Annotated in this window: 25 protein-coding genes; 13 read left to right on the top strand and 12 right to left on the bottom strand. The window is 59.4% G+C overall.

What is annotated here, in order from left to right:
• The first annotated feature begins 10 nt into the window (after positions 1 to 10).
• A complete protein-coding gene (gene carB / locus DSM14862_RS03545) occupies positions 11 to 3,370 on the top strand; it encodes a carbamoyl-phosphate synthase large subunit (RefSeq protein WP_007119043.1) in 3,360 nt (1,119 codons plus the stop codon).
• Between the two features lie 100 nt (positions 3,371 to 3,470).
• Here carB and DSM14862_RS03540 read toward each other — a convergent pair whose 3' ends face one another.
• The 3 genes from DSM14862_RS03540 to DSM14862_RS03530 are packed head-to-tail and all read right to left on the bottom strand — an operon-like array spanning position 3,471 to position 6,312.
• Positions 3,471 to 4,034 carry a TadE/TadG family type IV pilus assembly protein gene (locus DSM14862_RS03540; protein WP_007119042.1) on the bottom strand — a complete coding sequence of 188 codons (564 nt, stop codon included), beginning with the start codon at positions 4,032 to 4,034 and terminating at the stop codon, positions 3,471 to 3,473.
• Complete coding sequence (locus DSM14862_RS03535; RefSeq protein ID WP_007119041.1) at positions 4,031 to 4,561, bottom strand: TadE/TadG family type IV pilus assembly protein; 531 nt, start codon at positions 4,559 to 4,561, stop codon at positions 4,031 to 4,033. The genes DSM14862_RS03540 and DSM14862_RS03535 overlap by 4 nt, the downstream gene beginning before the upstream one ends.
• The gene (locus DSM14862_RS03530; RefSeq protein ID WP_131541670.1) at positions 4,558 to 6,312 is read right to left on the bottom strand and encodes a TadE/TadG family type IV pilus assembly protein; all 1,755 of its coding nucleotides are present in this window, start codon (positions 6,310 to 6,312) and stop codon (positions 4,558 to 4,560) included. The genes DSM14862_RS03535 and DSM14862_RS03530 overlap by 4 nt, the downstream gene beginning before the upstream one ends.
• 346 nt (positions 6,313 to 6,658) lie before the next feature.
• Between DSM14862_RS03530 and DSM14862_RS03525 the strand changes: the two genes are divergently transcribed.
• Together DSM14862_RS03525 and DSM14862_RS03520 are read left to right on the top strand one after the other, a co-directional pair.
• On the top strand, positions 6,659 to 7,783 hold the full coding sequence (locus DSM14862_RS03525) for a beta-ketoacyl-ACP synthase III (RefSeq protein WP_007119039.1): 1,125 nt from the start codon (positions 6,659 to 6,661) through the stop codon (positions 7,781 to 7,783).
• Positions 7,784 to 7,870: 87 nt separating this feature from the next.
• Positions 7,871 to 8,452 carry a thymidine kinase gene (locus tag DSM14862_RS03520; protein WP_040700526.1) on the top strand — a complete coding sequence of 194 codons (582 nt, stop codon included), beginning with the start codon at positions 7,871 to 7,873 and terminating at the stop codon, positions 8,450 to 8,452.
• Here the strand turns inward: DSM14862_RS03520 and DSM14862_RS03515 are convergent.
• The 5 genes from DSM14862_RS03515 to DSM14862_RS03495 form a co-directional block, all read right to left on the bottom strand.
• Positions 8,449 to 9,399, bottom strand: coding sequence for a 2-hydroxyacid dehydrogenase (locus tag DSM14862_RS03515; protein WP_007119037.1), 951 nt, complete (start codon positions 9,397 to 9,399; stop codon positions 8,449 to 8,451). The two genes, DSM14862_RS03520 and DSM14862_RS03515, sit on opposite strands and share 4 nt — an antisense overlap.
• Complete coding sequence (locus DSM14862_RS03510) at positions 9,396 to 9,734, bottom strand: tRNA-binding protein (protein ID WP_007119036.1); 339 nt, start codon at positions 9,732 to 9,734, stop codon at positions 9,396 to 9,398. Before DSM14862_RS03510 ends, DSM14862_RS03515 begins: the two co-directional genes overlap by 4 nt.
• The gene (gene proC / locus DSM14862_RS03505) at positions 9,727 to 10,542 is read right to left on the bottom strand and encodes a pyrroline-5-carboxylate reductase (protein WP_208855090.1); all 816 of its coding nucleotides are present in this window, start codon (positions 10,540 to 10,542) and stop codon (positions 9,727 to 9,729) included. Before proC ends, DSM14862_RS03510 begins: the two co-directional genes overlap by 8 nt.
• 32 nt (positions 10,543 to 10,574) lie before the next feature.
• Positions 10,575 to 11,075 (bottom strand): type III secretion system chaperone family protein, encoded by a 501-nt coding sequence (locus tag DSM14862_RS03500; RefSeq protein WP_007119034.1) that lies wholly within the window; start codon positions 11,073 to 11,075, stop codon positions 10,575 to 10,577.
• A gap of 317 nt (positions 11,076 to 11,392) precedes the next feature.
• Positions 11,393 to 11,635, bottom strand: a complete 243-nt coding sequence (locus tag DSM14862_RS03495) for an accessory factor UbiK family protein (RefSeq protein ID WP_007119033.1) — start codon at positions 11,633 to 11,635, stop codon at positions 11,393 to 11,395.
• 95 nt (positions 11,636 to 11,730) lie between these two features.
• On the opposite strand from DSM14862_RS03495, the gene lgt reads away from it, so the two are divergent.
• The 5 genes from lgt to DSM14862_RS03470 all read left to right on the top strand — a co-directional run bounded on the left by lgt (position 11,731) and on the right by DSM14862_RS03470 (position 15,857).
• Entirely contained in the window at positions 11,731 to 12,615 is an 885-nt protein-coding gene (lgt, locus tag DSM14862_RS03490; protein ID WP_040700860.1) for a prolipoprotein diacylglyceryl transferase, read from the top strand.
• Entirely contained in the window at positions 12,612 to 13,670 is a 1,059-nt protein-coding gene (locus tag DSM14862_RS03485; protein ID WP_007119031.1) for a class I SAM-dependent methyltransferase, read from the top strand. The genes lgt and DSM14862_RS03485 overlap by 4 nt, the downstream gene beginning before the upstream one ends.
• Positions 13,667 to 14,422: a peptidoglycan editing factor PgeF gene (gene pgeF / locus DSM14862_RS03480; protein WP_007119030.1), complete on the top strand. Its 756-nt coding sequence runs from the start codon at positions 13,667 to 13,669 to the stop codon at positions 14,420 to 14,422. The genes DSM14862_RS03485 and pgeF overlap by 4 nt, the downstream gene beginning before the upstream one ends.
• A 275-nt stretch (positions 14,423 to 14,697) precedes the next feature.
• Positions 14,698 to 14,841, top strand: a complete 144-nt coding sequence (locus DSM14862_RS03475; RefSeq protein ID WP_165481274.1) for a hypothetical protein — start codon at positions 14,698 to 14,700, stop codon at positions 14,839 to 14,841.
• Between the two features lie 296 nt (positions 14,842 to 15,137).
• Positions 15,138 to 15,857, top strand: coding sequence for a Hint domain-containing protein (locus DSM14862_RS03470; RefSeq protein ID WP_007119027.1), 720 nt, complete (start codon positions 15,138 to 15,140; stop codon positions 15,855 to 15,857).
• Position 15,858: 1 nt separating this feature from the next.
• Here DSM14862_RS03470 and DSM14862_RS03465 read toward each other — a convergent pair whose 3' ends face one another.
• Positions 15,859 to 16,359, bottom strand: a complete 501-nt coding sequence (locus DSM14862_RS03465) for an Lrp/AsnC family transcriptional regulator (RefSeq protein WP_040700523.1) — start codon at positions 16,357 to 16,359, stop codon at positions 15,859 to 15,861.
• 214 nt (positions 16,360 to 16,573) lie between these two features.
• On the opposite strand from DSM14862_RS03465, the gene trxB reads away from it, so the two are divergent.
• Together trxB and DSM14862_RS03455 are read left to right on the top strand one after the other, a co-directional pair.
• Positions 16,574 to 17,578, top strand: coding sequence for a thioredoxin-disulfide reductase (trxB, locus tag DSM14862_RS03460; RefSeq protein ID WP_040700521.1), 1,005 nt, complete (start codon positions 16,574 to 16,576; stop codon positions 17,576 to 17,578).
• Positions 17,579 to 17,772: 194 nt separating this feature from the next.
• On the top strand, positions 17,773 to 19,485 hold the full coding sequence (locus tag DSM14862_RS03455; protein WP_007119024.1) for a bifunctional sulfate adenylyltransferase/adenylylsulfate kinase: 1,713 nt from the start codon (positions 17,773 to 17,775) through the stop codon (positions 19,483 to 19,485).
• Positions 19,486 to 19,544: 59 nt separating this feature from the next.
• Here DSM14862_RS03455 and DSM14862_RS03450 read toward each other — a convergent pair whose 3' ends face one another.
• The 3 genes from DSM14862_RS03450 to DSM14862_RS03440 all read right to left on the bottom strand — a co-directional run bounded on the left by DSM14862_RS03450 (position 19,545) and on the right by DSM14862_RS03440 (position 21,138).
• Positions 19,545 to 20,423 carry a PhzF family phenazine biosynthesis protein gene (locus DSM14862_RS03450; RefSeq protein WP_007119023.1) on the bottom strand — a complete coding sequence of 293 codons (879 nt, stop codon included), beginning with the start codon at positions 20,421 to 20,423 and terminating at the stop codon, positions 19,545 to 19,547.
• A gap of 78 nt (positions 20,424 to 20,501) precedes the next feature.
• Positions 20,502 to 20,720, bottom strand: a complete 219-nt coding sequence (locus tag DSM14862_RS03445; RefSeq protein ID WP_007119022.1) for a DUF1150 family protein — start codon at positions 20,718 to 20,720, stop codon at positions 20,502 to 20,504.
• A gap of 4 nt (positions 20,721 to 20,724) precedes the next feature.
• Entirely contained in the window at positions 20,725 to 21,138 is a 414-nt protein-coding gene (locus tag DSM14862_RS03440; protein WP_007119021.1) for an Hsp20 family protein, read from the bottom strand.
• 163 nt (positions 21,139 to 21,301) lie between these two features.
• Between DSM14862_RS03440 and DSM14862_RS03435 the strand changes: the two genes are divergently transcribed.
• From DSM14862_RS03435 to DSM14862_RS03425, 3 genes are all read left to right on the top strand, one after another.
• On the top strand, positions 21,302 to 21,526 hold the full coding sequence (locus DSM14862_RS03435; RefSeq protein WP_007119020.1) for a YdcH family protein: 225 nt from the start codon (positions 21,302 to 21,304) through the stop codon (positions 21,524 to 21,526).
• Positions 21,527 to 21,621: 95 nt separating this feature from the next.
• Entirely contained in the window at positions 21,622 to 22,107 is a 486-nt protein-coding gene (gene purE / locus DSM14862_RS03430) for a 5-(carboxyamino)imidazole ribonucleotide mutase (protein WP_007119019.1), read from the top strand.
• Positions 22,100 to 23,170, top strand: coding sequence for a 5-(carboxyamino)imidazole ribonucleotide synthase (locus DSM14862_RS03425; RefSeq protein ID WP_007119018.1), 1,071 nt, complete (start codon positions 22,100 to 22,102; stop codon positions 23,168 to 23,170). Before purE ends, DSM14862_RS03425 begins: the two co-directional genes overlap by 8 nt.
• Positions 23,171 to 23,172: the final 2 nt, after the last annotated feature.

The raw sequence follows: 23,172 nt of genomic DNA, 5'->3' as shown, positions 1-23,172 counted from the left end.
GGGGGCCGCCATGCCAAAACGTACCGACATCCAGTCGATCATGATCATTGGTGCGGGGCCGATTGTCATCGGACAAGCCTGCGAGTTTGACTATTCCGGCGCTCAGGCCTGTAAGGCACTGAAAGAGGAAGGCTACCGCGTCATCCTCGTTAACTCCAACCCCGCCACGATCATGACCGATCCGGGCCTCGCCGATGCCACCTACATTGAGCCGATCACGCCTGAGATCGTTGCCAAGATCATCGAAAAAGAACGCCCCGACGCGCTGCTGCCCACGATGGGCGGCCAGACGGGCCTGAACACCTCGCTCGCGCTCGAAGAAATGGGCGTGCTCGAAAAATTCGGCGTTGAGATGATCGGCGCCAAGCGCGAAGCCATTGAGATGGCCGAAGACCGCAAGCTGTTCCGCGACGCGATGGACCGTCTGGGCATCGAAAACCCCAAGGCAACCATCGTCACCGCCCCCAAACGCGCGGACGGCAAGAAAGACCTCGCCGCAGGCGTGAACCTCGCACTTGAGGCACTGGAATACGTGGGCCTGCCCGCCATCATCCGCCCTGCGTTCACGATGGGCGGCACCGGCGGTGGCGTGGCCTATAACCGCGAAGACTATGAATTCTTCTGCCGCTCGGGCATGGACGCCTCGCCGATGGGGCAGATCCTCGTCGACGAGTCCCTGCTCGGCTGGAAAGAGTTCGAGATGGAAGTGGTGCGCGACACCGCCGATAACGCGATCATCGTCTGCGCGATTGAGAACATCGACCCAATGGGCGTGCATACCGGCGACAGCATCACCGTGGCTCCGGCCCTGACGCTGACGGACAAAGAATACCAAATCATGCGCAACCACTCCATCGCCGTGCTGCGCGAAATCGGCGTGGAAACCGGCGGCTCCAACGTGCAATGGGCCGTGAACCCCGCAGATGGCCGCATGGTCGTGATCGAAATGAACCCGCGCGTCTCGCGCTCCTCGGCGCTGGCGTCCAAGGCGACCGGCTTCCCCATCGCCAAGATCGCCGCAAAGCTCGCCGTGGGCTTCACGCTGGATGAGCTCGACAACGACATCACCGGCGTCACGCCCGCATCGTTTGAGCCGTCCATCGACTACGTCGTCACCAAGATCCCGAAATTCGCCTTTGAGAAATTCCCCGGCGCCGAGCCTCATCTCACCACCGCGATGAAATCTGTGGGCGAAGCCATGGCGATTGGCCGCACCATCCATGAAAGCCTGCAAAAAGCGCTGGCGTCGATGGAATCCGGTCTTACTGGCTTCGACGAAGTCAAGATCATCGGCTTCAACGCCGATCTGCCAAACGACGCGCCGGAAAACAGCGCCGCCCTTATAAAAGCGATCACCGCCCAGACCCCCGACCGCATGCGCACCATCGCCCAAGCTATGCGCCACGGAATGGCGGACGAAGATCTGCACGCCCACACGATGTTCGACCCATGGTTCCTCGCCCGTATCCGCGAGATTATTGAGGCCGAAGAAGCCGTCCGCACGAATGGCTTGCCGGAAGACAGCGACAGCTTCCGCGACCTCAAAATGATGGGCTTCACCGACGCCCGCCTCGCCATTTTGACCGACCAACGCGAAGCCGCAGTCCGCGACGCCCGCCTCGCCCTCGGCGTCAAAGCTGTCTTCAAACGCATCGACACCTGCGCGGCCGAGTTCGAGGCGCAGACGCCCTACATGTACTCCACCTATGAGACCCCGCTCATGGGCGAAGCCGAATGCGAAGCGCGCCCGTCGGACCGCAAAAAGGTCGTCATCCTCGGCGGTGGCCCCAACCGCATCGGCCAAGGCATCGAATTTGACTACTGCTGCTGCCACGCCTGCTACGCGCTGACCGACGCGGGCTATGAGACCATCATGGTCAACTGCAACCCCGAGACAGTATCGACCGACTATGACACCTCGGATCGCCTGTACTTCGAGCCGCTGACCTTTGAGCATGTCATGGAAATCCTGCGTGTTGAGCAGGAAAACGGCACGCTGCACGGCGTAATCGTCCAGTTTGGCGGCCAGACTCCACTGAAGCTCGCCAATGGCCTGCAAGAGGCGGGCATCCCGATCCTCGGCACCACGCCCGACATGATCGACCTTGCCGAAGACCGCGAGCGTTTCCAGCAGCTTGTGCTGAACCTCGGCCTCAAGCAGCCGCACAACGGCATCGCCCATTCCGACGCCGAAGCGATGGAAATCGCCAAGGAAATCGGCTTCCCGCTGGTGATCCGCCCCTCCTACGTTCTGGGTGGCCGCGCCATGGAGATCGTGCGCGACCAAGCCAGCCTTGAGCGCTACATCACCAACGCCGTGGTCGTCTCGGGCGACAGCCCTGTGCTGCTCGACAGCTACCTCTCGGGCGCTGTGGAGCTAGACGTCGACGCCCTCTGCGATGGCAAAGATGTCCATGTCGCAGGCATTATGCAGCACATCGAAGAGGCCGGCGTCCACTCCGGCGACAGCGCCTGCTCCCTGCCGCCCTACTCCCTCCCGCGCGAAATCATCGCCGAAGTTGAAAAGCAAACCCGCGCACTTGCGCTGGCGCTCAACGTCGTCGGCCTGATGAACATCCAATTCGCGGTCAAAGACGGCGAGATTTACCTCATCGAGGTCAACCCCCGCGCCTCGCGCACCGTGCCCTTCGTGGCCAAAGCGACCGACAGCGCAATCGCCTCCATCGCCGCACGGATCATGGCTGGTGAGCCGCTCAGCAACTTCCCCCTGCGCGCGCCCTATGACGCCTCCGCCGCCTATGAGGACACCCTGCCGCTGGGCGATCCGATGACGCTGGCCGACCCCAACATGCCGTGGTTCTCGGTCAAAGAGGCCGTGCTGCCCTTCGCCCGCTTCCCCGGCGTCGACACGCTGCTGGGACCGGAAATGCGCTCTACCGGCGAGGTTATGGGCTGGGACCGCGATTTCCCCCGCGCTTTCCTTAAGGCGCAGTTGGGCGCGGGCAACCCGTTGCCACGCAAAGGCTGCGCATTCTTGTCTGTCAAAGATGCCGACAAGGGCCAAGGCATGTTTGAGGCGGCAGAAATCCTGCTGGACCAAGGCTTTACCCTCATCGGCACCCGCGGCACCGCGGAATGGCTGTCTGAGAATGGCCATGCCTGCGATGTGGTGAATAAGGTCTACGAAGGCCGCCCCGACATCACCGACATGATGAAGAACGGCGATGTACATCTGGTAATGAACACCACGGAAGGCGCGCAGGCTGTCGAAGACAGCAAGTCGATCCGCTCCATCGCGCTTTATGACAAGATCCCCTACTTCACCACCGCCGCAGGCGCACATGCCGCCGCATTGGCGATCAAGGCGCAGGCCGAAGATGAGATCGGGGTGAAGGCCCTGCAAGGTTAAGAAATTGGGGCTGTCCATTGGGCGGCCCCACTTCATTGATGCGCTCAGCTGCCCTGAGGATCGGTGCCCTTTCAAGCGCCCCAAAGTGCCACACGGCTAACTAGCTGACGATGCACCTCAGCCAGCACAGCTGCGGCGCAAAGCGCATTCGCGTGGCGTGGGATACGCTGACTTCCCGGCCCTCTAGTCCAATCTGCGCGATCGGTTCGTGCATGAACGACGTCTCGACCAGCACCAGCCGGTCGCCTTCGGCCATCAGCGGCACGCGCTGACGTGACAGACCTGCTGCGAAATCCAAGTTCAGCAGACTGTCTAATCCAATCCCTTGCGAGAAATCGACCAAAATGATCCGACGGTTAAGATCAGCGCAATTGCTGAGACAGCGAACTTGGGTGATGCGCAGGGACACATCATAGCCGATCAACTGCTCTGCGACCGATTGAAGCCCAAGCAGCTCGTTCAGGTCAATTGGCGTTGTTTCCCGCGACAGGCTGTCGGCGATAACGGCAGTGGCATCCGTGGCCATTGCACGAATGCGAAATGCATCCGTAAAGGTCAGCATCGCCATGATGGACCAAACCAAAAGTGGCAATAGAACGACAAAGGCGATCGTTTGACTGCCCTCATCTGCCTTCAAGAAGCGTTTGAACCTATTTGCAATCATCCGCGCGGCTCCGTCACGAAGGCAGTAGTGACCCGCACGCCATACTGACTGTCAGACCCTTCGGGCAGACGGCGCCCCAGCCCGGTCCCCGGCAAAAGCGGGTCGAAAAGGCGGCAGACCCGCATCATCATCAGGTTGTTCTGCTGGCCGGGTAGAAAGCCGTTGGCCGGATCGTAATCCTCGTCTCGGTCGACACAGGGGGCTGGCCCTGAAAAGTCTGCCCAATCCGCCACAGGCTTGGCCTGCATCTCAATACGGATCCCCTCAAGACACCCTGCCTCAAACACAGAACGCTCGCAGATCAACGCCTTCATGTCATCATAGCTCGGCGTGGTGCCGGTCGACAGGCGCACATCCCGCACGGCCAAGTTCGTTGCGCGCCGCAACGTGATTTCACGCGCGCTCCACAGGCCGGTCTCAAGCGCTAAGAAGAAGAAATAAAGCACCAAGGGCAGCAGGATGACGAACTCAATGGTGACCCCGCCCGCCTCGGATCGGCGAAAACGATGTTTGAGAAAACCCTTCATTTCGTCAGCCTCAACATTGAGATCGACGCGGCGATCATGTCAAAAGCTGTCTGGATCTCCAGCCCTTCAACATCGAAGTAATGGGATTCAGAAGAGGCGCAGTCCTTCAGAAGGTTCAGCGAATTGGTGTTGTCCACGTCCATGCCGATGGAATAGATGACGACCCCCGCAGCATTCGCCACGCCGCAAATTTGCCGAAGGCGGCGGTCTTTTTCCACCGAGTCGACCGTCCATTGAATGTAATCTCGGAAATCTGTCGCACGCTGGTACCAGTACCAACTCGAATTGTATCGCCGCCCATACATGTTGTAGCCGTAGTAGTAGGGCGACATTTCGGCCCAGACTTCAGGCCAGTCCAGGCGCACTTCAGTTGACATTCGTGCCTGTCTGAAGTCGGAATTGTTCGCGAGCGTGTAATTGCTCCACATTCGCTGGGTTCCAAACGGGTGTATCGCGTAAAAGTTAGATTCGGGATAAGTCCAATCGCTGTCATTCTCGTAATTGCTCTCCGAAGACGCGACAGAATAGTATGTGTAGCCCCCATAAGTCGTTCGGGTCAAATCCGATTGGCCAGATGCAAATTCTGGCTTTAGGCGATACTCCTCGCGGTTCTCACCGTCGGTCATCAGCACCAAGACTTTCATGCTATTATCGGCACCATAAACATGGGGTCGACCCTGAAATGCGCGGTTGACCTGACCTGACGCAATCATGGCAGCGATGGGTGTTTGGGCGGAGGGATCAAGCAATGCCAACCCCCATTTCGCACCCATGTCGATTGATGTTGAACCCAGAGGGGTCAGCGCAGCAATCTGCGCTTTCAGCTCGGCGACTGAACTAGACAAAGGCGTCACCGCGAAGCCCGAATCAAACCGGCACACCCATTGCCCCGCAGTTCGGTTTGAAGTCGACTCACTGCCGATCAGAAAATGCCCGGTTCGCTGCAGTTCGGTGGCTGTATCAATGCGAAGATGCGTGAAGTCATCAGCGTCAAAGTCAACGCAATGCGAATATGAATGCTCTTGGGACACGGTGTATTGACCCAACAACGCCGACCCGGGGTTCACCTTTGTCGAATATGGAACGATTGAAATTGACACACGCCCCTCTTCAGCATCACTTAAAATCGTCTCAACAAAATCGCCTGCCGCCCTCTTTAGCAAATCCATCTTGATCCCGCTGCGGTCGCTGGTGATGTCCCCCATCGATCCCGAAACATCGAGCACGAGTGAAATCTCGATATCCTCCACCCGCTCTGTGGCCTCTGAGCTGATCGTCATGCCAAGCGTGTCTATATCGAAAAAGCGGAAGAAATAGGTGTTAAGCCCGGCAGGAAGTGACGCTTCGACTGTCCGGCCCACCAAGATACCGCCGATCTTTTCTTCGCGTGTCTCAATCTCGACTTCCGACGGGTCAAGCCCCGCGGATGTGAGATAGCTGCGCACCACCTCCTCAGCATCGAGGTCTTGTGACAGGCTGGCAGCTGCCAGCACCGCGTTATCGAGATGGGTCTGAAAGGTCGTCCGCGTCCGCTCGTGGTTTGCCAAATCTACGGCGAGCCCGCCAAAGATCGTAATCCCAAAGAATACGATCAGCATAAGGACCAGCATACCACCGCCCTCATCCTTGCGGAAATGCGCTATCCTGCTGATAAGCATCATATATTTACTTCTATGCCTCATGACACCCTCTTCTGCGGAGGTTAAAATCGTAAGGAGTTTTTGTGCTTTGCGTCGCGAAATCAGCGGCAAATAGCCTGTAAAATCATTGCCAGTTTCGTCGACGCCAGTGCAAAACTCTGAATAAATTTGAACAATTAGTGGTTGTTAATATCTGATCACTGCCCCCTGCGGATTGCATAGTCAAGGCATGCCGCAAGATAGAGATATATCAGATTGTGTGATTGTAGCGGCATTCCCACGCCTGCCATGTCAAACCCGTGGCAACTCTGTTGTGGTTTCGTTAAAGTCGAAACCTGCACCATTGCAGTATGCACCCAAAGGTGCAGCAACCGCGACGGCGGCCCCTTGCAAAACTTCTGGGGCTGCTCAGCTTTAGTAGACCAGCCATGCTGTTGGTGAGAAAGGGATAACTTCGATGTATCAAGCCGCCATCACCGGCACGGGCGTCTTCACGCCGCAACAGACCATCACCAATGCGGAACTGGTCGAAGCGTTCAATGCCTATGCCGATCTTTACAACGCCGAAAATGCCGAGGCGATCGAAGCGGGCACCGTGGACGCCAAGGCGCATTCTTCTGAGGAATTCATCCTCAAAGCTAGCGGCATTGAGCAGCGCTATGTCATGGACAAATCCGGCGTGCTTGACCCCAACATCATGCACCCCCTGCTGCGCCAACGCGCGGATGAGGAACCCTCATTGATGGCGGAAATGGCCGTTGACGCGGCCCAGAAAGCGCTTGCCGCTGCTGGCAAAACCGCCGCCGATGTGGATGCCGTAATTTGCGCCGCCTCTAATCTGGAACGCGCCTATCCTGCGGTGGCCATTGAAATTCAGGAACTGCTCGGGGTTAAGGGGTTCGCCTTTGACATGAACGTCGCCTGCTCTTCGGCCACCTTCGGCATCCAGGCCGCGGCAGATATGATCCGCTCCGGCTCCATCCGCTCTGCTCTGGTGGTGAACCCTGAGATTTGCTCAGCTCACCTCGAATGGCGCGACCGGGATTGCCACTTTATCTTTGGCGATGTCGCCACCGCCACATTGCTAGAGCGCGCCGAAGATACCGACGGCCCCTGTTTTGACGTCATCTCAACCCGCTGCGCCACAGAGTATTCCAACAACATCCGCAACAACAACGGCTTCCTCCGCCGCTCGCGCCCCGATGGGCTGAGTGACCGGCGCGATATGCAGTTCATGCAGAATGGGCGCAAAGTATTTAAGGAAGTGTTACCCATGGTGGCCGACCATATCGGCGGACATATGGCCGACAATGGGCTAGAATCCTCTGACCTGAAGCGCATTTGGCTACATCAGGCGAACAAGTCGATGAATGACTTTATCGGCCGCAAGGTGCTGGGCCGGGAGCCTGAACAAGGTGAGCAACCCAATATCCTGCAAGACTATGCCAACACGTCCTCCGCCGGGTCGATTATTGCCTTTGCGAAAAATTCCGATGACCTAAAAGACGGCGAAACCGGTCTGATTTGCTCCTTCGGTGCGGGCTATTCTGTCGGCTCGGTGATCGTCAAAAAACGCGGGTAACAGCCCGCGACATGCTCGCCGCCTTCTGTGCACGAGGGCGGGGTTTGCGGCTTGATCCGCTGTCATGGGCGGCGTAACACCCTGCCCATGGCAAAGCTCTACTTCAACTACTCCACCATGAACGCCGGTAAATCCACGGTGCTGTTACAAGCGGCGCATAACTACGTGGAACGCGGCATGGTCCCCTATCTGCTAACCGCCCAGTTCGACAACCGCGCGGGCGAAGGGCGCATTGCTTCGCGCATCGGCATCGGCCAAGAAGCCGACACTTTCGGCCCCGGCGAAGACCTTCTGGCCAAGATCGAAAGCCGTTTAGAGCAAGGCCCCTGCGCCTGTATCTTCGTCGACGAGGCGCAGTTTCTCGAGGTTGACCAAGTCTGGCAACTGGCCCGCGCGGTGGATGATCTGGGTGTGCCGATCATGTGCTTTGGCCTGCGGGTCGATTTCCTCGGTGAACTTTTTCCCGGTTCTGCGGCGCTATTGGCGCTGGCCGATGAAATGCGCGAAGTGCGCACCATCTGCCACTGCGGAAAAAAGGCAACGATGGTCGTGCGCCGCGACGCCGAAGGGCAAGCCATGCGCGACGGCGCGCAGGTGCAGATCGGCGGGAATGAAACCTATATCTCGCTCTGCCGCAAGCACTGGCGCGCCGCCGTGGGGGATGGCTAAACCCGGTTCGGTGGGGTCTCTCCGTCGATGAAGGCCTGCAGATTGGCCACTGCCATCAGCCCCATATCGACACGGACTTCATGCGCCGCCGTGCCCAGATGTGGCAACAGCACGACATTTTCTAAATCACGCAGCGCCTGCGGGACCTTTGGCTCGAATTCATAAACGTCCAGACCAGCACCGCCGATTTTGCCCGCTCGAAGGGCTTCGATCAGCGCGGCCTCCTGCACCACATCGCCGCGAGCGATGTTGATCAGCCGAGCATGGGACTGCATCGCGCTGAGCACCGTCTCATCGATCAAATGCCGCGTCTCTCCCCCGCCCGGCACGGCGATGACAAGAATATCGACGGAGGTGGCAAGGTCTATCAGGCTTTCAACACGCGTGGCTGGAAAATCCAGGTCCTTGGCGCTCCGATTGAAATAGCTGATCTGCATTTCAAACCCATAGTGACATCGCCGCGCAATCGCTTGCCCGATCCGGCCCATGCCAACGAGACCAACCATTTTGCCTGTCACGTGCAGCCCCAGCATCTGGGTCGGGTGCCACCCCTCCCACGCGCCGGAACGCACCAGCCGCTCCCCTTCAGCGGCGCGGCGTGCGGACATCAGCATAAGGGTCATGGCGACATCCGCCGTCGCATCGGTAACCGCGCCGGGGGTGTTCGTCACCTCAATCCCCGCAGCCCGGGACGCAGCCGCGTCGATATGATTATAGCCGACGCCGAAATTGGCGAGGATTTTGCAGCGTGGGTTGGGCACATCGGCAAAGACTTCAGCCGAGAATGCATCTCCCAAGGTCGGCATCACCCCGTCATAGTCGCGCAGCGCAACGCGCATTTCATCAGCCGAGAGGGGCGCGGTCTCCTCGCGCACGGTCACGTCGCAGCCTTTCAGCGCGCTGGTGACCTCTTCTGGCAAGGGTCTGGCAATCAATACTTTTTTCAATGCATCCGCCCCCCTTGTGGCACCAGTTGATCAGGTGAAAGCAGTACAATCTCGCCGTCTTTGTCCGGCAGGCCGAGCACCAGCACCTCTGACATGAATGGCCCAATCTGGCGCGGTGGGAAGTTCACCACGGCCACAACCTGCCGCCCCACCAGCGTTTCTGGGCTGTAATGGGCGGTGATTTGCGCCGAGGTTTTACGCTCGCCGATCTCATCGCCGAAGTCGATCCAAAGCTTGATCGCCGGCTTGCGGGCCTCAGGAAAGGGTTCGGCCCGGGTGACGGTCCCGACGCGGATGTCGACTTTCAAAAAATCGTCAAAGGAAATCTCAGCCATTTGCCAGCTCCCGCGATCTATCTGCGGCGGCGGCAACGGCGCGTTTCAGCAAGGGCGGGAAGCCTTCGGCCTCGTCCATCAAAACCTCAAGCGCGGCTTGGGTGGTGCCATTTGGACTGGTCACATTGACGCGAAGCTGGCCGGGATCCTCTTCGGCCTGCATCGCCAATGCCCCTGCCCCAGCGACGGTCGCTTTGGCCAGCTGCATGGCTAATTCTTCGGGCAACCCTTGCGCCACACCGGCGGCGGCCATGCATTCGATCATATGAAAAACATAGGCCGGACCAGAGCCGCTGACCCCGGTGACTGCGTTGATCTGGGCCTCTTCGGTCAGGCGGACGACTTCGCCCACGGCGCTTAGCAGGGTCTCGGCCTCATCCAGTGACCGGCTGCCCGCCTTGGCATTTCCAACGATTGCCGTGATCCCTTGGGAAATGGCGGCGGGGGTATTGGGCATGGCCCGCACAATGGGTGTGTCGCCGCCAAGGACGCTTTCAAAATAGCCGATGGTGGTACCCGCAGCGACGCTGACAAAAAGCGTGTCGCCATTGCCCATCGCCTGAAGCGTCGGCAGCGCATCTGCCATCATCTGCGGTTTCACTGCCACCAGCACCACGGCGGGCGCGGCGGGCAGATCGGCGTTAAGGTTCACGCCAGTGCCTTGCAACCAGTCTGACGGCTTCGGGTCACGAACCCAGACCGAGCTTGCCGGCAGTCCCTTTGCCAGCCAACCCGCCAACATGGCCGACCCCATCTTGCCGCAGCCTAGTAAAACCAGGCCATCACGTGCCACTCTGCCGTCTTTCATCGTCATCCCCCCGAAGTTGTTCGGGGACTTTGTTACGCCCGGCCGTAAGCCTCTGCAATGGCGACATCCATCGCGGCCTTCGGCGTTTGATCGCCCCAGACCAGCAATTGCAGCGCAGGATAGTAGCGTTCCGCGCTCATGACAGCGGCACCAATCATCGTGTCGATCTGCTCAGGCCCCGCAACCTGACCACCCGCTAGGACTAACCCGTAGCGGTAGACCATCATTTGCTGATCGGCCCAGAAGCTGAACGCCCCGGCCCAGCATTGATCGTTGACGAGGTTTAACAATTCGTAAAGCTGCGGCAGTTTTTCGGCAGGCGGCTCCATCTCAAAGGTGCAAATCAAGCGCAGGGTCTCATCATAGGCGGACCACGCAAGGGTGATGGAATAAGTACGCCACTGCCCTTCAACAGCCATGGCGATCTGGTCATCCGCAACTCGGTCAAAGTCCCAATCATGGTGGGCTGCGAGATTTTCTACGATATCAATGGGGTGAATGTCTTCTTCAAGGTAATGCTCGGACAGGGCCATTTCGCCACCTCTCAATCTGTTCCATAGGATGGGCCGTGGCGCCACCAGCCATGGAAGCCTGCACAAATAGGCGTGTAGGTTTACCTCGCCCATACAATATATGGTGCTTCCAGCAGGCCGCTCTGGCAACCTTTTTCTTGGGGATAACCACAAAAGGTAGGGGATAACCGCAATAACTTGTGGGTAAGTCGCGGAAAACGTCTAGGATTTGGAGGGGCATGCGGCGCGCGGCCCAGATTTGGGCCTCAGGCTACCGGAAGGATCACCGCCCCACGCAGGGGCAGCAGATCAATTTTTGGTGGGGCGTCGCTTAGCGCTCAGTCCTTGGCTTCCAGCTTGTCGAGCCGGGTTTTAAGCGCTTCGTTCTCTTCGCGGGCCTTTTGCGCCATCGCGCGCACCGCGTCGAATTCTTCGCGGGTGACGAAATCACGATCGGCCAACCAACGGTCAAGCATGCCTTTCATGGCAGTCTCGGCCTCGTCTTTGGCGCCTTGGGCGACGCCCATCGCATTTGTCATCATCTGTGAAACATCGTCGAAAAACTTGTTACGGGTCTGCATGTCTGGCCTCCAGGTGTCTGCTTGACCTCTATATGGGGCGCAAGGCCCTCACTCGCAAGGTTGACTTCCCCGCGCGGCCTTGCTCAATCAGCGACATGATAGCCATGCTCCCCTTCCCCGATATCGCGCCGGAAATCTTTTCGGTTAACCTGTTTGGTGCCACCTTCGCGCTACGGTGGTATGCGCTCGCCTATATCGTGGGCATTTTGCTGGGCTGGCGTGTTGCCACTGCGGCGATCAAACGGCCAACGCTATGGAAGAATGACACGCCAGTTATGAAGCCCGGTCAGGTTGAAGACCTGCTGTTTTGGGTGATCCTTGGCGTGATCCTCGGCGGGCGGTTGGGCTATGTGCTGTTTTATCAGCCGGCCTATTACCTGTCGAACCCCGCCGCCATTTTGCAACTGTGGGAAGGCGGCATGTCTTTCCACGGCGGGGCGCTTGGGGTCATTCTGGCGGGGCTTTTTTATACATGGAAACACCGCATCCCCGTCATCTCGACCGGGGATATGGTCTGTTTGGGGCTGGCACCGGGGCTGTTTTTGGGCCGGCTGGCGAATTTCATCAACGCCGAGCTTTGGGGGCGCCCGACCGACCTGCCTTGGGGCGTCGCCTTTCCCGGTGATGCCGCGCAGTTCTGCCCGGACGTGGCCGGTATCTGCGCGCGCCACCCCTCGCAGCTTTATGAGGCGCTGCTGGAAGGGCTGCTGCTGGGCGGCGTGCTGATCTGGATGGCGTGGAAGCGCGGTGCGTTGAAAACGCAGGGGTTAATTGGCGGCACCTTCCTTGCAGGCTATGGCGCGGCACGTTTCGCGGTAGAGTTCCTGCGCCAACCTGATGCGCAATTCGTGACGCCGGGCAACCCGCTGGGGCTGGCGTGGCATTTCGGTGGCTGGGGTCTGACCATGGGGCAAATCCTGTCGCTGCCGATGATCGCCGTAGGCCTCTTTCTTATCATCCGGGCGCGGCGGCAGGCATGAGCCTGAAGGACCATCTGCTGGCCCGGATCGCGCTTGAAGGCCCGATGCGGCTGGACGATTATATGCAGTCTTGCCTGCTGCATCCAGACTGGGGCTATTACACGACGCGCATGCCTTTTGGTGTGCAGGGGGATTTCACAACCGCGCCGGAAATCAGCCAGATGTTTGGGGAGTTAATTGGCCTCTCGCTGGCGCAATGCTGGTTGGATCAAGGTGCGCCTGCACCCTTCACGCTGGCCGAATTGGGGCCGGGGCGGGGCACGCTGATGGCCGATGTGTTGCGTGCCTGCGCGCGCGTGCCGGGGTTTCTGGCTGCAGCACAGGTAAGGTTGATCGAAGCCTCCCCTGCCCTGCGCGACTTGCAACGCCAGACCCTAGAGGGGTTTGAGGCCACTTGGCACGATACCGTGACGGAATTGCCGGACGTACCGCTTTTCCTCATTGCCAACGAATTTTTCGACGCGCTGCCGATCCGCCAGTTCCTCCGCCAAGGCGCAGGCTGGGCCGAGCGGCGCATCGGAGCGGCGGAAAACGGCCTTTGCTTCGGACTTGCCCCGGTCGCACCACATCCAGCTATCGCCCACCGGTTGGACGATACGAAGGATGGCGATTTGGTCGAGGTCTGCGCTCCGGCGGCCGATATTATGCTTGAGATCGGCAATCGCATCGCACAACAGGGCGGTGCCGCGCTGATCATCGACTATGGCGACTGGCGCGCGCTCGGTGACACGTTGCAAGCGATGGAACACCACGCCCCCGCCGATCCGCTGGCCAACCCCGGCTGCGCCGATCTGACCGCCCATGTCGATTTCGAAGCGCTCGCCCTCGCGTGCCCCTGTCAATACAGCCGCCTGGTCACGCAAGGTGTCTTTCTAGAGCGTTTGGGCATCACGGCCCGGGCGCAGAAATTGGCCGAAGCGCTCACAGATGACGCGCTTCACAGCCACATTGCTGCACATCGACGGTTGACGCACCCGGCGGAAATGGGAAACCTGTTCAAAGTTATGGGGCTCTACCCAAAGGGTCAGACCCCGCCTCCGGGAACAGAAATATGACGCTCGAAATTCTCACCTCAGACGCGCTTGCCCCGCTGCGGCACGGTTTTTTCACCCGGCGCGGCGGTGCGTCGTCGGGAGTCTTTTCCGGGCTTAACTGCGGCAGCGGCAGTTCTGACCAATCCGAAATTGTGCGCATTAACCGCACCCGCGCGGCCGAGGCGATGGGCCTGCCAGCCGATCATCTGGTGGGCGTGCATCAGGTACATTCTGCCACGGTCGTCACCGTTACAGAGCCACGCGAGGACAAACCCCGCGCCGACGCGCTGGTGACCAAGACGCCGGGGATTGCGCTGTCGATCTTGACCGCAGATTGCCAGCCGGTGCTTTTTGCAGATCCGCAAGCTGGTGTGGTGGGCGCAGCCCACGCAGGCTGGCGCGGCGCGCTTGATGGGATACTTGAGGCGACTGTCGACGCGATGGTTGATTTAGGTGCCACGCGCGAAAAAATCACCGCCGTGATCGGCCCCTCCATCAGCCAGCGTGCATACGAAGTTGGGCCAGAGTTTCTCGACAACTTCATGAACGCCGACCCCGAATTCGCCCGCTACTTTGCCCAAGGTGAAGGTGACCGGCTGCATTTCGATCTGCCGGGCTTTGGCTTGAACCGTCTGCGCGCGGCGGGCGTGGGCCATGCGGAATGGACGCGGCACTGCACTTATGCTGATCCGGCGCGATTCTATTCCTATCGCCGCACGACCCACGCCAAAGAAGCAGATTACGGGCGTTTGCTGTCGGCGATCACGCTCTGAACGGGGCGGGATTGGGGCAAAGCCCGTCCGCTTTACGCCCCATTGCTCTGAAAAGTTGCGAAACAGTTGCCGCAAACTAAGCGCACTGTTGATCACAAATTCAGTAACCCTTTGAAATAAAAAATCTTTCGAAATGTGGCGAGCGCGCCCCAAAGCCCCTCGCTCTGCCCGGGATTTTCCGTAAGTTTTTCCTTTACCGTCAAAAACCGGCCCGATTGCCCTGCGATAGTGATCATCAAGCAAAGATGCCTGCGTGACCCGAGAGGAACAGAGCCATGAAAAAGAACCCGCGTTTCATCAAGTCCATCGTCGAGACTGCCGCCAAGACCGACACGGTCATGCCGTGGGCCCGCGGCGCACGTCGCGCTGCCTTTATCGCCAAGCGCGCAGGTGCCGCCCCGGTCCGCAAAAGCGCCTGATAGGTTTCCCCCGGCACCGCCAGCGCCAAAGCGCCCGGTGCAACTGACCGCCCCTCGGTACGTTGATTCGTGCCGGGGGGCGCTTTCATTTAAATGTGGCAAGCAACCTCCCCCCGTCGGAAACAGAACCTTGGTTTTAGTCAAAATTGGCTATGAATAAGTCGTTAATGTTCTGGATACTTTGACAATCCATGCCAGACGTGGCGATTTGACTGTCAGACCGCGCCAACTAATACCGAGGTACAGCTGCTTGATGTCAGCGATGCCGGATGCAGCGGACCGATAAGAGGTTTTGAATGACACTGACCGCCGCCACCGATCACGGCAGCCCCACGCCCGAACCGCTGCGCACCTACGAAGTCGCTGCTTTGCGGGCCGATGGCTCGCTTTATATCGGTCAGGACAATGCGCCCGCCCTGCCACTTTTTGAAGCAGCCTTTGCCGCCTTTGCCCGTGGGACGTTGATCCAGACCGTGCAGGGTGACATCGCCATCGAGGATCTGCAGCCCGGCGACATAATCAACACTTCGTCGGGAGAGCCAGCCCAGCTGATCTGGATCGGGTCGAGCAATTTTATCCCCGCTGATACCGGGCGGCGCCTGCCGCTGATCCGCATCATGCCCGACAGTTTCGGAGAGGGACGGCCCAGTTCATTCCTAACCGTTGGCCCTGCCGCGCGGGTATTGCATACGCCACACCATCTGCGCGCAGAGGCGGGCGGCACCCGTCTGCTGGCGCCGGTACGTGAGTTTGTGGATGGGGTGAATGTAATCGAAGTGGCCCCGCCGACCCCGGTGCGCCTGTTTCACATTTGCCTGTCCCGCCATGCGGCGGTCAAAGCCGGCGGGTTGGAGATGGAGACCTTTCATCCCGGCGCACAAGCGCTGCGCGATGCTACGCCAAACCAACGTGATCGGTTTCTATCTATGTTTCCACAGATTGGTCATGCGACAGACTTTGGCCCCCTCGCCCATCCCCGCGCGCCTGACACACCAGCCGAGAGCGTGACCGGCTGAGTTAAGGCGCAGTCGAAAGTCGCGCTTCGAGCACGTCGAAGGGCACACCGGGATCATCTTTTGCGCCACGGATCACGAGACTGGTCTTCACGCTTTCCACATTTGGCGTGGTCAGCAACTGCCCGGTCAGGAAGCTCTGAAAGCTCGACAAATCAGGCGCCACGCATTTCAGGATGAAATCAACTTCACCGTTTAGCATATGGCACTCGCGCACCAGCGGCCAACCACGACATTTTTCCTCAAAAGCGCTCAGGTCAGCTTCGGCCTGACTGGCCAGTCCGACCATGGCAAAAACCTGCACCTCGAACCCCAATTCGCGCGCATCGACATCGGCATGATAGCCTTTGATATAGCCCTGCTCTTCCAACGTGCGGACCCGGCGCAAACAAGGCGGCGCAGAAATACCAACGCGTTTGGCCAGTTCGACATTCGTCATCCGACCATCCGATTGCAATTCGGCCAAGATCATCCGGTCAATCGGATCTAGTCGTGTACCTGCCATATCGCCCTCAATGATTTTCGATTCTTATAGCAGCCTGCGGTCTACACGCAATAAAGTTTCACGCAAGCGCAATATTCTTTGTCACCGACCACGGCCAGATCTGGTTGCGCCCCTCACATAGACGTATGGCGCATCGGCGACGGCAGGGGTTTAACGGCTCCCCCGCTACCGCTATATGAAGCGGGCAATATCAATGACAGCCCGGGGGCGCCAGATGGCCGAGACACGTAAAACCAAGGTACTGATCATCGGCTCCGGCCCTGCGGGCTATACCGCTGGTGTCTACGCTAGCCGCGCGATGCTTGAGCCGATCCTCGTGCAAGGGATCGAGCCCGGCGGCCAGCTGACTACAACGACAGAGGTTGAGAACTGGCCGGGCGACAGCGAGGTTCAGGGCCCTGACCTGATGATCCGCATGCAAGAGCACGCCAAAGCAATGGGCACCGAGATCATCGGCGACATCATCACCGATCTCGACCTCTCCAGCCGCCCTTTCCATGCTAAAGGCGACAGCGGCACCACCTATGTGGCCGACGCTGTGATCCTAGCCACCGGCGCCCGCGCCAAGTGGTTGGGGCTGGAGTCGGAAGAGAAGTTCAAAGGTTTCGGCGTCTCGGCCTGCGCCACCTGCGACGGGTTCTTCTATCGCGGGCAAGAGATCGTGGTCATCGGTGGCGGCAATACTGCTGTCGAAGAGGCGCTGTTCTTGACCAACTTCGCGTCCAAGGTGACCCTGATCCACCGCCGTGATGAGCTGCGCGCCGAGAAGATCCTGATCGACCGCCTAATGAAAAACCCAAAGATTGAACCGTTGTGGTTCCACCAACTGGACGAAGTCTATGGCACCGACAGCCCTCTGGGCGTCGAAGGCGTGAAGGTAAAGCACGTCAAAACGGGCGAGATCACGGACATCCCCGCCAAGGGCGTCTTTGTGGCCATTGGCCATGCGCCGTCGAACGAATTGGTCAAAGACACGCTGGAAACCCATATGGGCGGCTACGTCGTGACCAAACCCGACAGCACCGAAACTTCAATCCCCGGCGTCTTTGCTGCGGGCGATCTGACGGATCACAAGTACCGTCAGGCCGTCACCAGTGCGGGCATGGGCTGCATGGCAGCGCTGGAAGCCGAGCGTTTCCTGGCCGAAGTGGGCGATGATGAGGGCAAAGATACCTCTCTGCCGTTGGGCTACGGGGCCGAGGTGAGAGAAGGCGTTTAACAAGGAATAGAGTGCGGCGGAGATAATTCTCATCTCTGCCGCACACCTAAACCCGTATGACGGACATTCTCGATATTTTGGGAATTCGACCCTTTAACGCGCTGCTGCGGCCCGGTTCTATAGACAACTAACGCGCTTAGACGCTATGGCGGCCCCAACCAGAGCCGCCTGCGACTTGATGAAAAGAGATAGTTATGATGCCCAGCAACCTGACGCCGATCCCCGAACTTTATGTCTCCTACGAGTCTTCGCAAAAGCTGAAAGTAGAGGCGGGCAATCTTGTGAGCCTTGATCTCACCCCGCGTCAGATCTGTGATCTGGAGCTTTTGATGAACGGCGGTTTCAATCCGCTCAAGGGCTTCCTGACCGAAGAAGACTATGACGGCGTGGTCGAAAACATGCGGCTGGCCGACGGCACGCTCTGGCCGATGCCGATCAACCTCGACGTAAGCGACGCTTTCGCCGAAAAGCTCGAATTGGGTCAGGACATCGCCCTGCGCGACCAAGAGGGCGTGATCCTTGCGACCATGACCGTCACCGACCGTTGGACCCCTAACAAAGCCCGCGAGGCTGAGAAGGTCTTTGGCGCCGATGATGACGCGCACCCAGCGGTGAACTACCTGCATAACCAAGCGGGCGACGTGTATCTCGGCGGACCCGTGACCGGCATTCAGCAGCCCGTGCACTATGATTTCCGCGGCCGTCGCGACACGCCGAACGAGCTGCGCGCCTATTTCCGCAAGCTAGGCTGGCGCCGTGTTGTGGCCTTCCAAACCCGCAACCCGCTGCACCGCGCGCACCAAGAGCTTACCTTCCGCGCCGCGCGCGAGGCGCAGGCCAACCTGTTGATCCATCCCGTTGTTGGTCTGACCAAGCCGGGCGATGTCGATCACTTCACCCGCGTGCGCTGCTATGAGGCGGTGCTCGACAAATACCCGGCGGCCACCACGTCGATGAGCTTGCTAAACCTCGCCATGCGCATGGCGGGCCCGCGTGAGGCCGTCTGGCACGGATTGATCCGCAAGAACCACGGCTGCACCCATTTCATCGTTGGCCGTGATCACGCTGGCCCCGGCAAGAATTCCGCCGGTGAAGATTTCTATGGCCCGTATGATGCGCAGGACCTGTTCCGCGAACATCAGGAAGAAATGGGCATCGAAATGGTCGATTTCAAACACATGGTCTGGGTGCAGGAACGTGCCCAGTACGAGGCCATGGATGAGATCGAAGACAAAGAGAACGTTACCATCCTGAACATCTCGGGCACCGAATTGCGCCGCCGCCTGCGCGAAGGTCTGGAGATCCCTGAATGGTTCTCCTTCCCTGAGGTCGTCAAGGAACTGCGCCGCACCTCGCCGCCGCGTTCCGAGCAGGGTTTCACCGTCTTTTTCACCGGCTTCTCAGGCTCCGGCAAATCTACCATCGCGAACGCGCTAATGGTTAAGCTGATGGAAATGGGTGGTCGCCCTGTGACGCTGCTGGACGGTGACATTGTGCGGAAAAACCTCAGCTCCGAGCTGGGTTTCTCGAAAGAGCACCGCGACCTGAACATCCGCCGTATCGGTTATGTCGCGTCTGAGATCACCAAGAACGGTGGCATCGCCATCTGCGCCCCAATCGCGCCCTACGCGACCACCCGTCGCGCCGTGCGCGAGGATGTAGAGAACTTTGGTGCATTCGTTGAAGTGCACGTTGCGACCTCTATCGAGGAATGCGAACGCCGTGACCGCAAAGGCCTCTATAAGCTGGCCCGCGAAGGCAAGATCAAAGAGTTCACCGGCATCTCAGACCCCTATGACGTGCCGCAGAACGCCGAACTGGTGCTTGAAACCGAGAATGTCGATGTCGACAACTGCGCGCATCAAGTGCTGCTGAAGCTTGAAAACATGGGGCTGATCGCCGGTTAAACCGAGTTGCCGTTTGAAACGACCACGCAGCCCCTCGGGGCTGCGTTTTGCGTTTCGGACTAGGCCGTTTCAGGCATGAAAACCTGACCTGACATCACCACGCGGCCCTGCCCCGCCACGCGCACGCCCGTGATCGCATCGCGCGGGCCGAGCACCTCCACTTCGGCCCTGCCGGGGCGGCCCATGAGATGCCCCTGCTCTGCCACGAAAGCCGGGCTGTCTATCAAACCGCGCGCCCAGAGATAGGCCGCCATGGCGCCAGTGGCTGATCCGGTGAAAGGGTCTTCGGCGGGGCTGGGTGGCGCCAGCAGAAGCCGCGCATAGGTATCGCCTGCCGAAGTCGCCCCTTCGAGGGCCACCCAGAAGGGCTCCATCATGTCGCTGTCTTGCCCTAAATGAGCGTTGTACTCCGCCAATGCATCTGGATCGAGCGTCAATGTCTCCAACGCCGCGCGGCTGCGCAGAACGGTTATACAGAAAGGCAGCCCGGTGGAGACCACCTGCGGCTGTCCGATGATATCGCTGGTCACAACTCTGCCCACCCGCGCCACAAGGTTAGCCGGCACCTCGGCCCCGAAAACCGGCGCGATCTGCGTCATCGCGATCTGCGCGCCACGCACCTCCACGTTGACAATTCCCGCCCCCGTTTCCAACCTTAGCGGCCCTTCGCCGATCAATCCGCGATGGCGCAGTGCTGCCACGGTGGCGATGGTCGGGTGGCCTGCAAAGGGTATCTCGCGGCTGGCGAGGTAGTATTCCACCTTGAAGTCAGCGACCTCGGATGGACCAGTAAAGGTACACTCCACCAAAGATGTCTCACGCACATAGGCCATGCAAATCGCATCAGAAAGCACCGCCCCGCCGTGCACCACGGCACAACCGTTGCCACCGAAGACCTGATCCGTGAAGGCATCTACCCAGTCGAAATCGAAATTCAAAAGCCCGCTCCCAATAGAAAAGGCCGCAGCGGACTGCGGCCTTGCATCAGGCTTAGATTATCGTCGCCGTCTATGGCGTCAATGCACCATAACCGGGCGGTAGTCGTGTTCACGCGCCAGTGAGAACGCGAGTTTCTGATCGCCGACAAGCGCCAATTGCTGCCCTTCGGCATCATGGACCGCATAAAGAAGTTCAAGCCCCTCGGCCTGATCACGCACTTCGCGCGGCAGATCGGCGACAGCGATGGTTTTGACATAGACCATACGGTCATTTCCGTGGGTGATTGCGTCTTGCATGATATTACCCCTTCTTGATCTTGATGGTTTGAACCACCGTTTCAGGCTTGGCACGGGTCAGATCCACATGCAGCAGACCATTCTCCATTACGGCTTCACCCACATCGACCCCATCGGCCAGAACGAACGAGCGCTGAAATTGTCGCGCAGCGATGCCGCGATGCAGAAACACCCGATCTTCGCCATCGTCAGCCTGACGCCCACGGATCACGAGCTGTCTATCCTCAACGGTTATCGAGAGATCCTGTTCCGAAAAACCCGCAACGGCAAGTGTGATCCGATAGCTAAAGTCCGAGGTTTGTTCGATATTAAACGGCGGATAACCTTCGTTTCCGGCTTTGGCGCTGCGTTCGAGCACCCGTTCCAATTGTTCAAACCCAAGCATATGTGGGTAAGAGGCAAGCGTTAGTTTCGTCATGCGACACGTCCTTATCAGGTCAAGCGACAGTGTTTCACAGGCCCCGCAACCGGCAGCCCGTTGTCTAGAATATGGGGGGGCTTTCTTGCCTGCGCAAGGGCTATGCCAAATGATCTCAAGCGCTTATATTCAAAGTTCAGTTGCCTAACGGAATCACTCAACCATGAATGCCCCTACCGATCTGTCGATGAAAACGGATGAAGTGCTGCGTGTCGAACTTGAAGTCTTCCGACGGGAACATCGCGATCTGGATGACGCCATCCATGCGCTCGTTGAAAAAGGGACTGGCGATCAGCTGACCCTGCAACGGCTGAAAAAGCGCAAGCTGCGGCTCAAGGATCTCATCGCCCAGATCGAAGACCGCCTTACCCCCGACATTATCGCTTAACCCATTATCCCTGCGGCCCGTGGCAATCGACGTTGCCACATGGGCCGGGATGGGTATAGTGCGCGCTCTGATCCACCACGAGAAGGCCCTGCGCAATGACCACGCCCCCGGTTGGCATCATCATGGGGTCCCAGTCCGACTGGGCCACCATGCGCGAAGCAGCAACCCTGCTGGAAGAGCTTAACATCCCCTTTGAGGCGCGCATCGTATCAGCGCATCGCACGCCGGACCGGCTGTGGGAGTACGGCAAAACAGCGGTGGATCGCGGCCTGCAAGTGATCATCGCAGGCGCTGGCGGTGCGGCGCATCTGCCCGGCATGATGGCCTCAAAAACCCGCGTGCCGGTGATCGGCGTGCCGGTACAGACCAAGGCGCTCTCGGGTGTGGATTCGCTTTATTCCATCCTACAGATGCCGCGCGGCTTTCCTGTGGCAACGATGGCTATCGGCGCGGCGGGCGCCGCCAACGCGGCCTTGATGGCGGCGGGCATTCTGGCCCTGCAAGACGCGGAACTGGCCAAACGGTTGGATAATTGGCGCGAGGCGCTCAGCGCCTCGATCCCTGAGGTGCCGCATGACTGAGGCACTGCAAACCGGCGCCACCATCGGCATATTGGGCGGCGGTCAGCTGGGCCGGATGCTGTCCGTCGCCGCTGCCCGCTTGGGCTTTCGCACCCATATCTTTGAGCCGGGTGCCAACCCGCCCGCCGCCGATGTGGCCCATGCTGTGACCACCGCAGGTTATGACGACCACAAAGCGTTAGAGGCTTTCGCCCGCGCCTGTGACATCGTGACCTTCGAGTTTGAGAATATCCCCACCGAGGCGCTCGACGTGGTGGAGGCAATCACCCCCATCCGCCCGGGCCGCGAAGCGCTGCGGATTTCACAGGACCGGCTGACGGAGAAAACCTTCCTCGGCGACCTCGGCTTGAAGGTGGCCCCCTTCGCCGATGTCACTGACGCTGCGACCCTGAAAGCCGCCGTGGCACAAATCGGCACGCCCGCGATCCTCAAGACCCGCCGTTTTGGCTATGACGGCAAGGGCCAGGCGCGGCTGAAAGACGATGCCGATCTTGACGCCGCATGGGCCGAAATGAACGGCGCGCCGTCCGTGCTCGAAGGGTTCGTGAACTTCAGCGCCGAAATCTCTGTCATCGCCGCGCGCAGTGCAACGGGCGAAGTCGCCTGTTTCGATCCCGGTGAGAACGTCCACCGCGACGGCATCCTCCACACCACCACCGTCCCCGCGAAGATCAGCAATGCACAGCGCACCGACGCGGTTTTGCTGGCCGGTCGGGTGCTAAATGCGCTTGATTATGTCGGTGTCATGGGGGTCGAACTTTTCGTCACGCCGCAGGGGCTGATCGTGAACGAGATCGCACCACGGGTGCATAACTCAGGCCATTGGACCCAGAACGGCTGTGCCATCGACCAGTTCGAGCAGCACATCCGCGCCGTGGCCGGATGGCCCCTTGGCGATGGTCAGCGCCATGCGGATGTGGTGATGACCAACCTCATCGGCGATGACATGGCCCGCGTGCCAGAGCTTGCCCGCGCCCGTGATACGGCGCTGCATCTCTATGGCAAGGCCGAGGTGAAGCCGGGTCGTAAGATGGGCCATGTGAACCAGATCATCCGCGATTGAGT

Origin of the sequence: Sulfitobacter indolifex, assembly GCF_022788655.1 — a bacterium.
Classification (GTDB): Bacteria; Pseudomonadota; Alphaproteobacteria; order Rhodobacterales; family Rhodobacteraceae; genus Sulfitobacter; species Sulfitobacter indolifex.
The sequence above is the reverse complement of the archived record's forward strand: the minus strand, read 5'-3'. Positions and strand labels throughout refer to the sequence as shown.

Excerpts from the sequence above, each read along its gene's own strand:
- DSM14862_RS03455 (WP_007119024.1), top strand. The coding sequence starts at position 17,773 with ATGATGCCCAGCAACCTGACGCCGATCCCCGAACTTTATGTCTCCTAC.
- DSM14862_RS03445 (WP_007119022.1), bottom strand. The coding sequence starts at position 20,720 with ATGCAAGACGCAATCACCCACGGAAATGACCGTATGGTCTATGTCAAA.
- DSM14862_RS03510 (WP_007119036.1), bottom strand. The coding sequence starts at position 9,734 with ATGGCTGAGATTTCCTTTGACGATTTTTTGAAAGTCGACATCCGCGTC.
- DSM14862_RS03435 (WP_007119020.1), top strand. The coding sequence starts at position 21,302 with ATGAATGCCCCTACCGATCTGTCGATGAAAACGGATGAAGTGCTGCGT.
- DSM14862_RS03520 (WP_040700526.1), top strand. The coding sequence starts at position 7,871 with ATGGCAAAGCTCTACTTCAACTACTCCACCATGAACGCCGGTAAATCC.
- DSM14862_RS03485 (WP_007119031.1), top strand. The coding sequence starts at position 12,612 with ATGAGCCTGAAGGACCATCTGCTGGCCCGGATCGCGCTTGAAGGCCCG.
- trxB (WP_040700521.1), top strand. The coding sequence starts at position 16,574 with ATGGCCGAGACACGTAAAACCAAGGTACTGATCATCGGCTCCGGCCCT.
- DSM14862_RS03495 (WP_007119033.1), bottom strand. The coding sequence starts at position 11,635 with ATGCAGACCCGTAACAAGTTTTTCGACGATGTTTCACAGATGATGACA.
- DSM14862_RS03525 (WP_007119039.1), top strand. The coding sequence starts at position 6,659 with ATGTATCAAGCCGCCATCACCGGCACGGGCGTCTTCACGCCGCAACAG.
- purE (WP_007119019.1), top strand. The coding sequence starts at position 21,622 with ATGACCACGCCCCCGGTTGGCATCATCATGGGGTCCCAGTCCGACTGG.
- DSM14862_RS03535 (WP_007119041.1), bottom strand. The coding sequence starts at position 4,561 with ATGAAGGGTTTTCTCAAACATCGTTTTCGCCGATCCGAGGCGGGCGGG.
- pgeF (WP_007119030.1), top strand. The coding sequence starts at position 13,667 with ATGACGCTCGAAATTCTCACCTCAGACGCGCTTGCCCCGCTGCGGCAC.
- DSM14862_RS03465 (WP_040700523.1), bottom strand. The coding sequence starts at position 16,359 with ATGGCAGGTACACGACTAGATCCGATTGACCGGATGATCTTGGCCGAA.
- DSM14862_RS03475 (WP_165481274.1), top strand. The coding sequence starts at position 14,698 with ATGAAAAAGAACCCGCGTTTCATCAAGTCCATCGTCGAGACTGCCGCC.
- DSM14862_RS03425 (WP_007119018.1), top strand. The coding sequence starts at position 22,100 with ATGACTGAGGCACTGCAAACCGGCGCCACCATCGGCATATTGGGCGGC.
- DSM14862_RS03470 (WP_007119027.1), top strand. The coding sequence starts at position 15,138 with ATGACACTGACCGCCGCCACCGATCACGGCAGCCCCACGCCCGAACCG.
- DSM14862_RS03500 (WP_007119034.1), bottom strand. The coding sequence starts at position 11,075 with ATGGCCCTGTCCGAGCATTACCTTGAAGAAGACATTCACCCCATTGAT.
- carB (WP_007119043.1), top strand. The coding sequence starts at position 11 with ATGCCAAAACGTACCGACATCCAGTCGATCATGATCATTGGTGCGGGG.
- proC (WP_208855090.1), bottom strand. The coding sequence starts at position 10,542 with ATGAAAGACGGCAGAGTGGCACGTGATGGCCTGGTTTTACTAGGCTGC.
- lgt (WP_040700860.1), top strand. The coding sequence starts at position 11,731 with ATGATAGCCATGCTCCCCTTCCCCGATATCGCGCCGGAAATCTTTTCG.
- DSM14862_RS03440 (WP_007119021.1), bottom strand. The coding sequence starts at position 21,138 with ATGACGAAACTAACGCTTGCCTCTTACCCACATATGCTTGGGTTTGAA.
- DSM14862_RS03540 (WP_007119042.1), bottom strand. The coding sequence starts at position 4,034 with ATGATTGCAAATAGGTTCAAACGCTTCTTGAAGGCAGATGAGGGCAGT.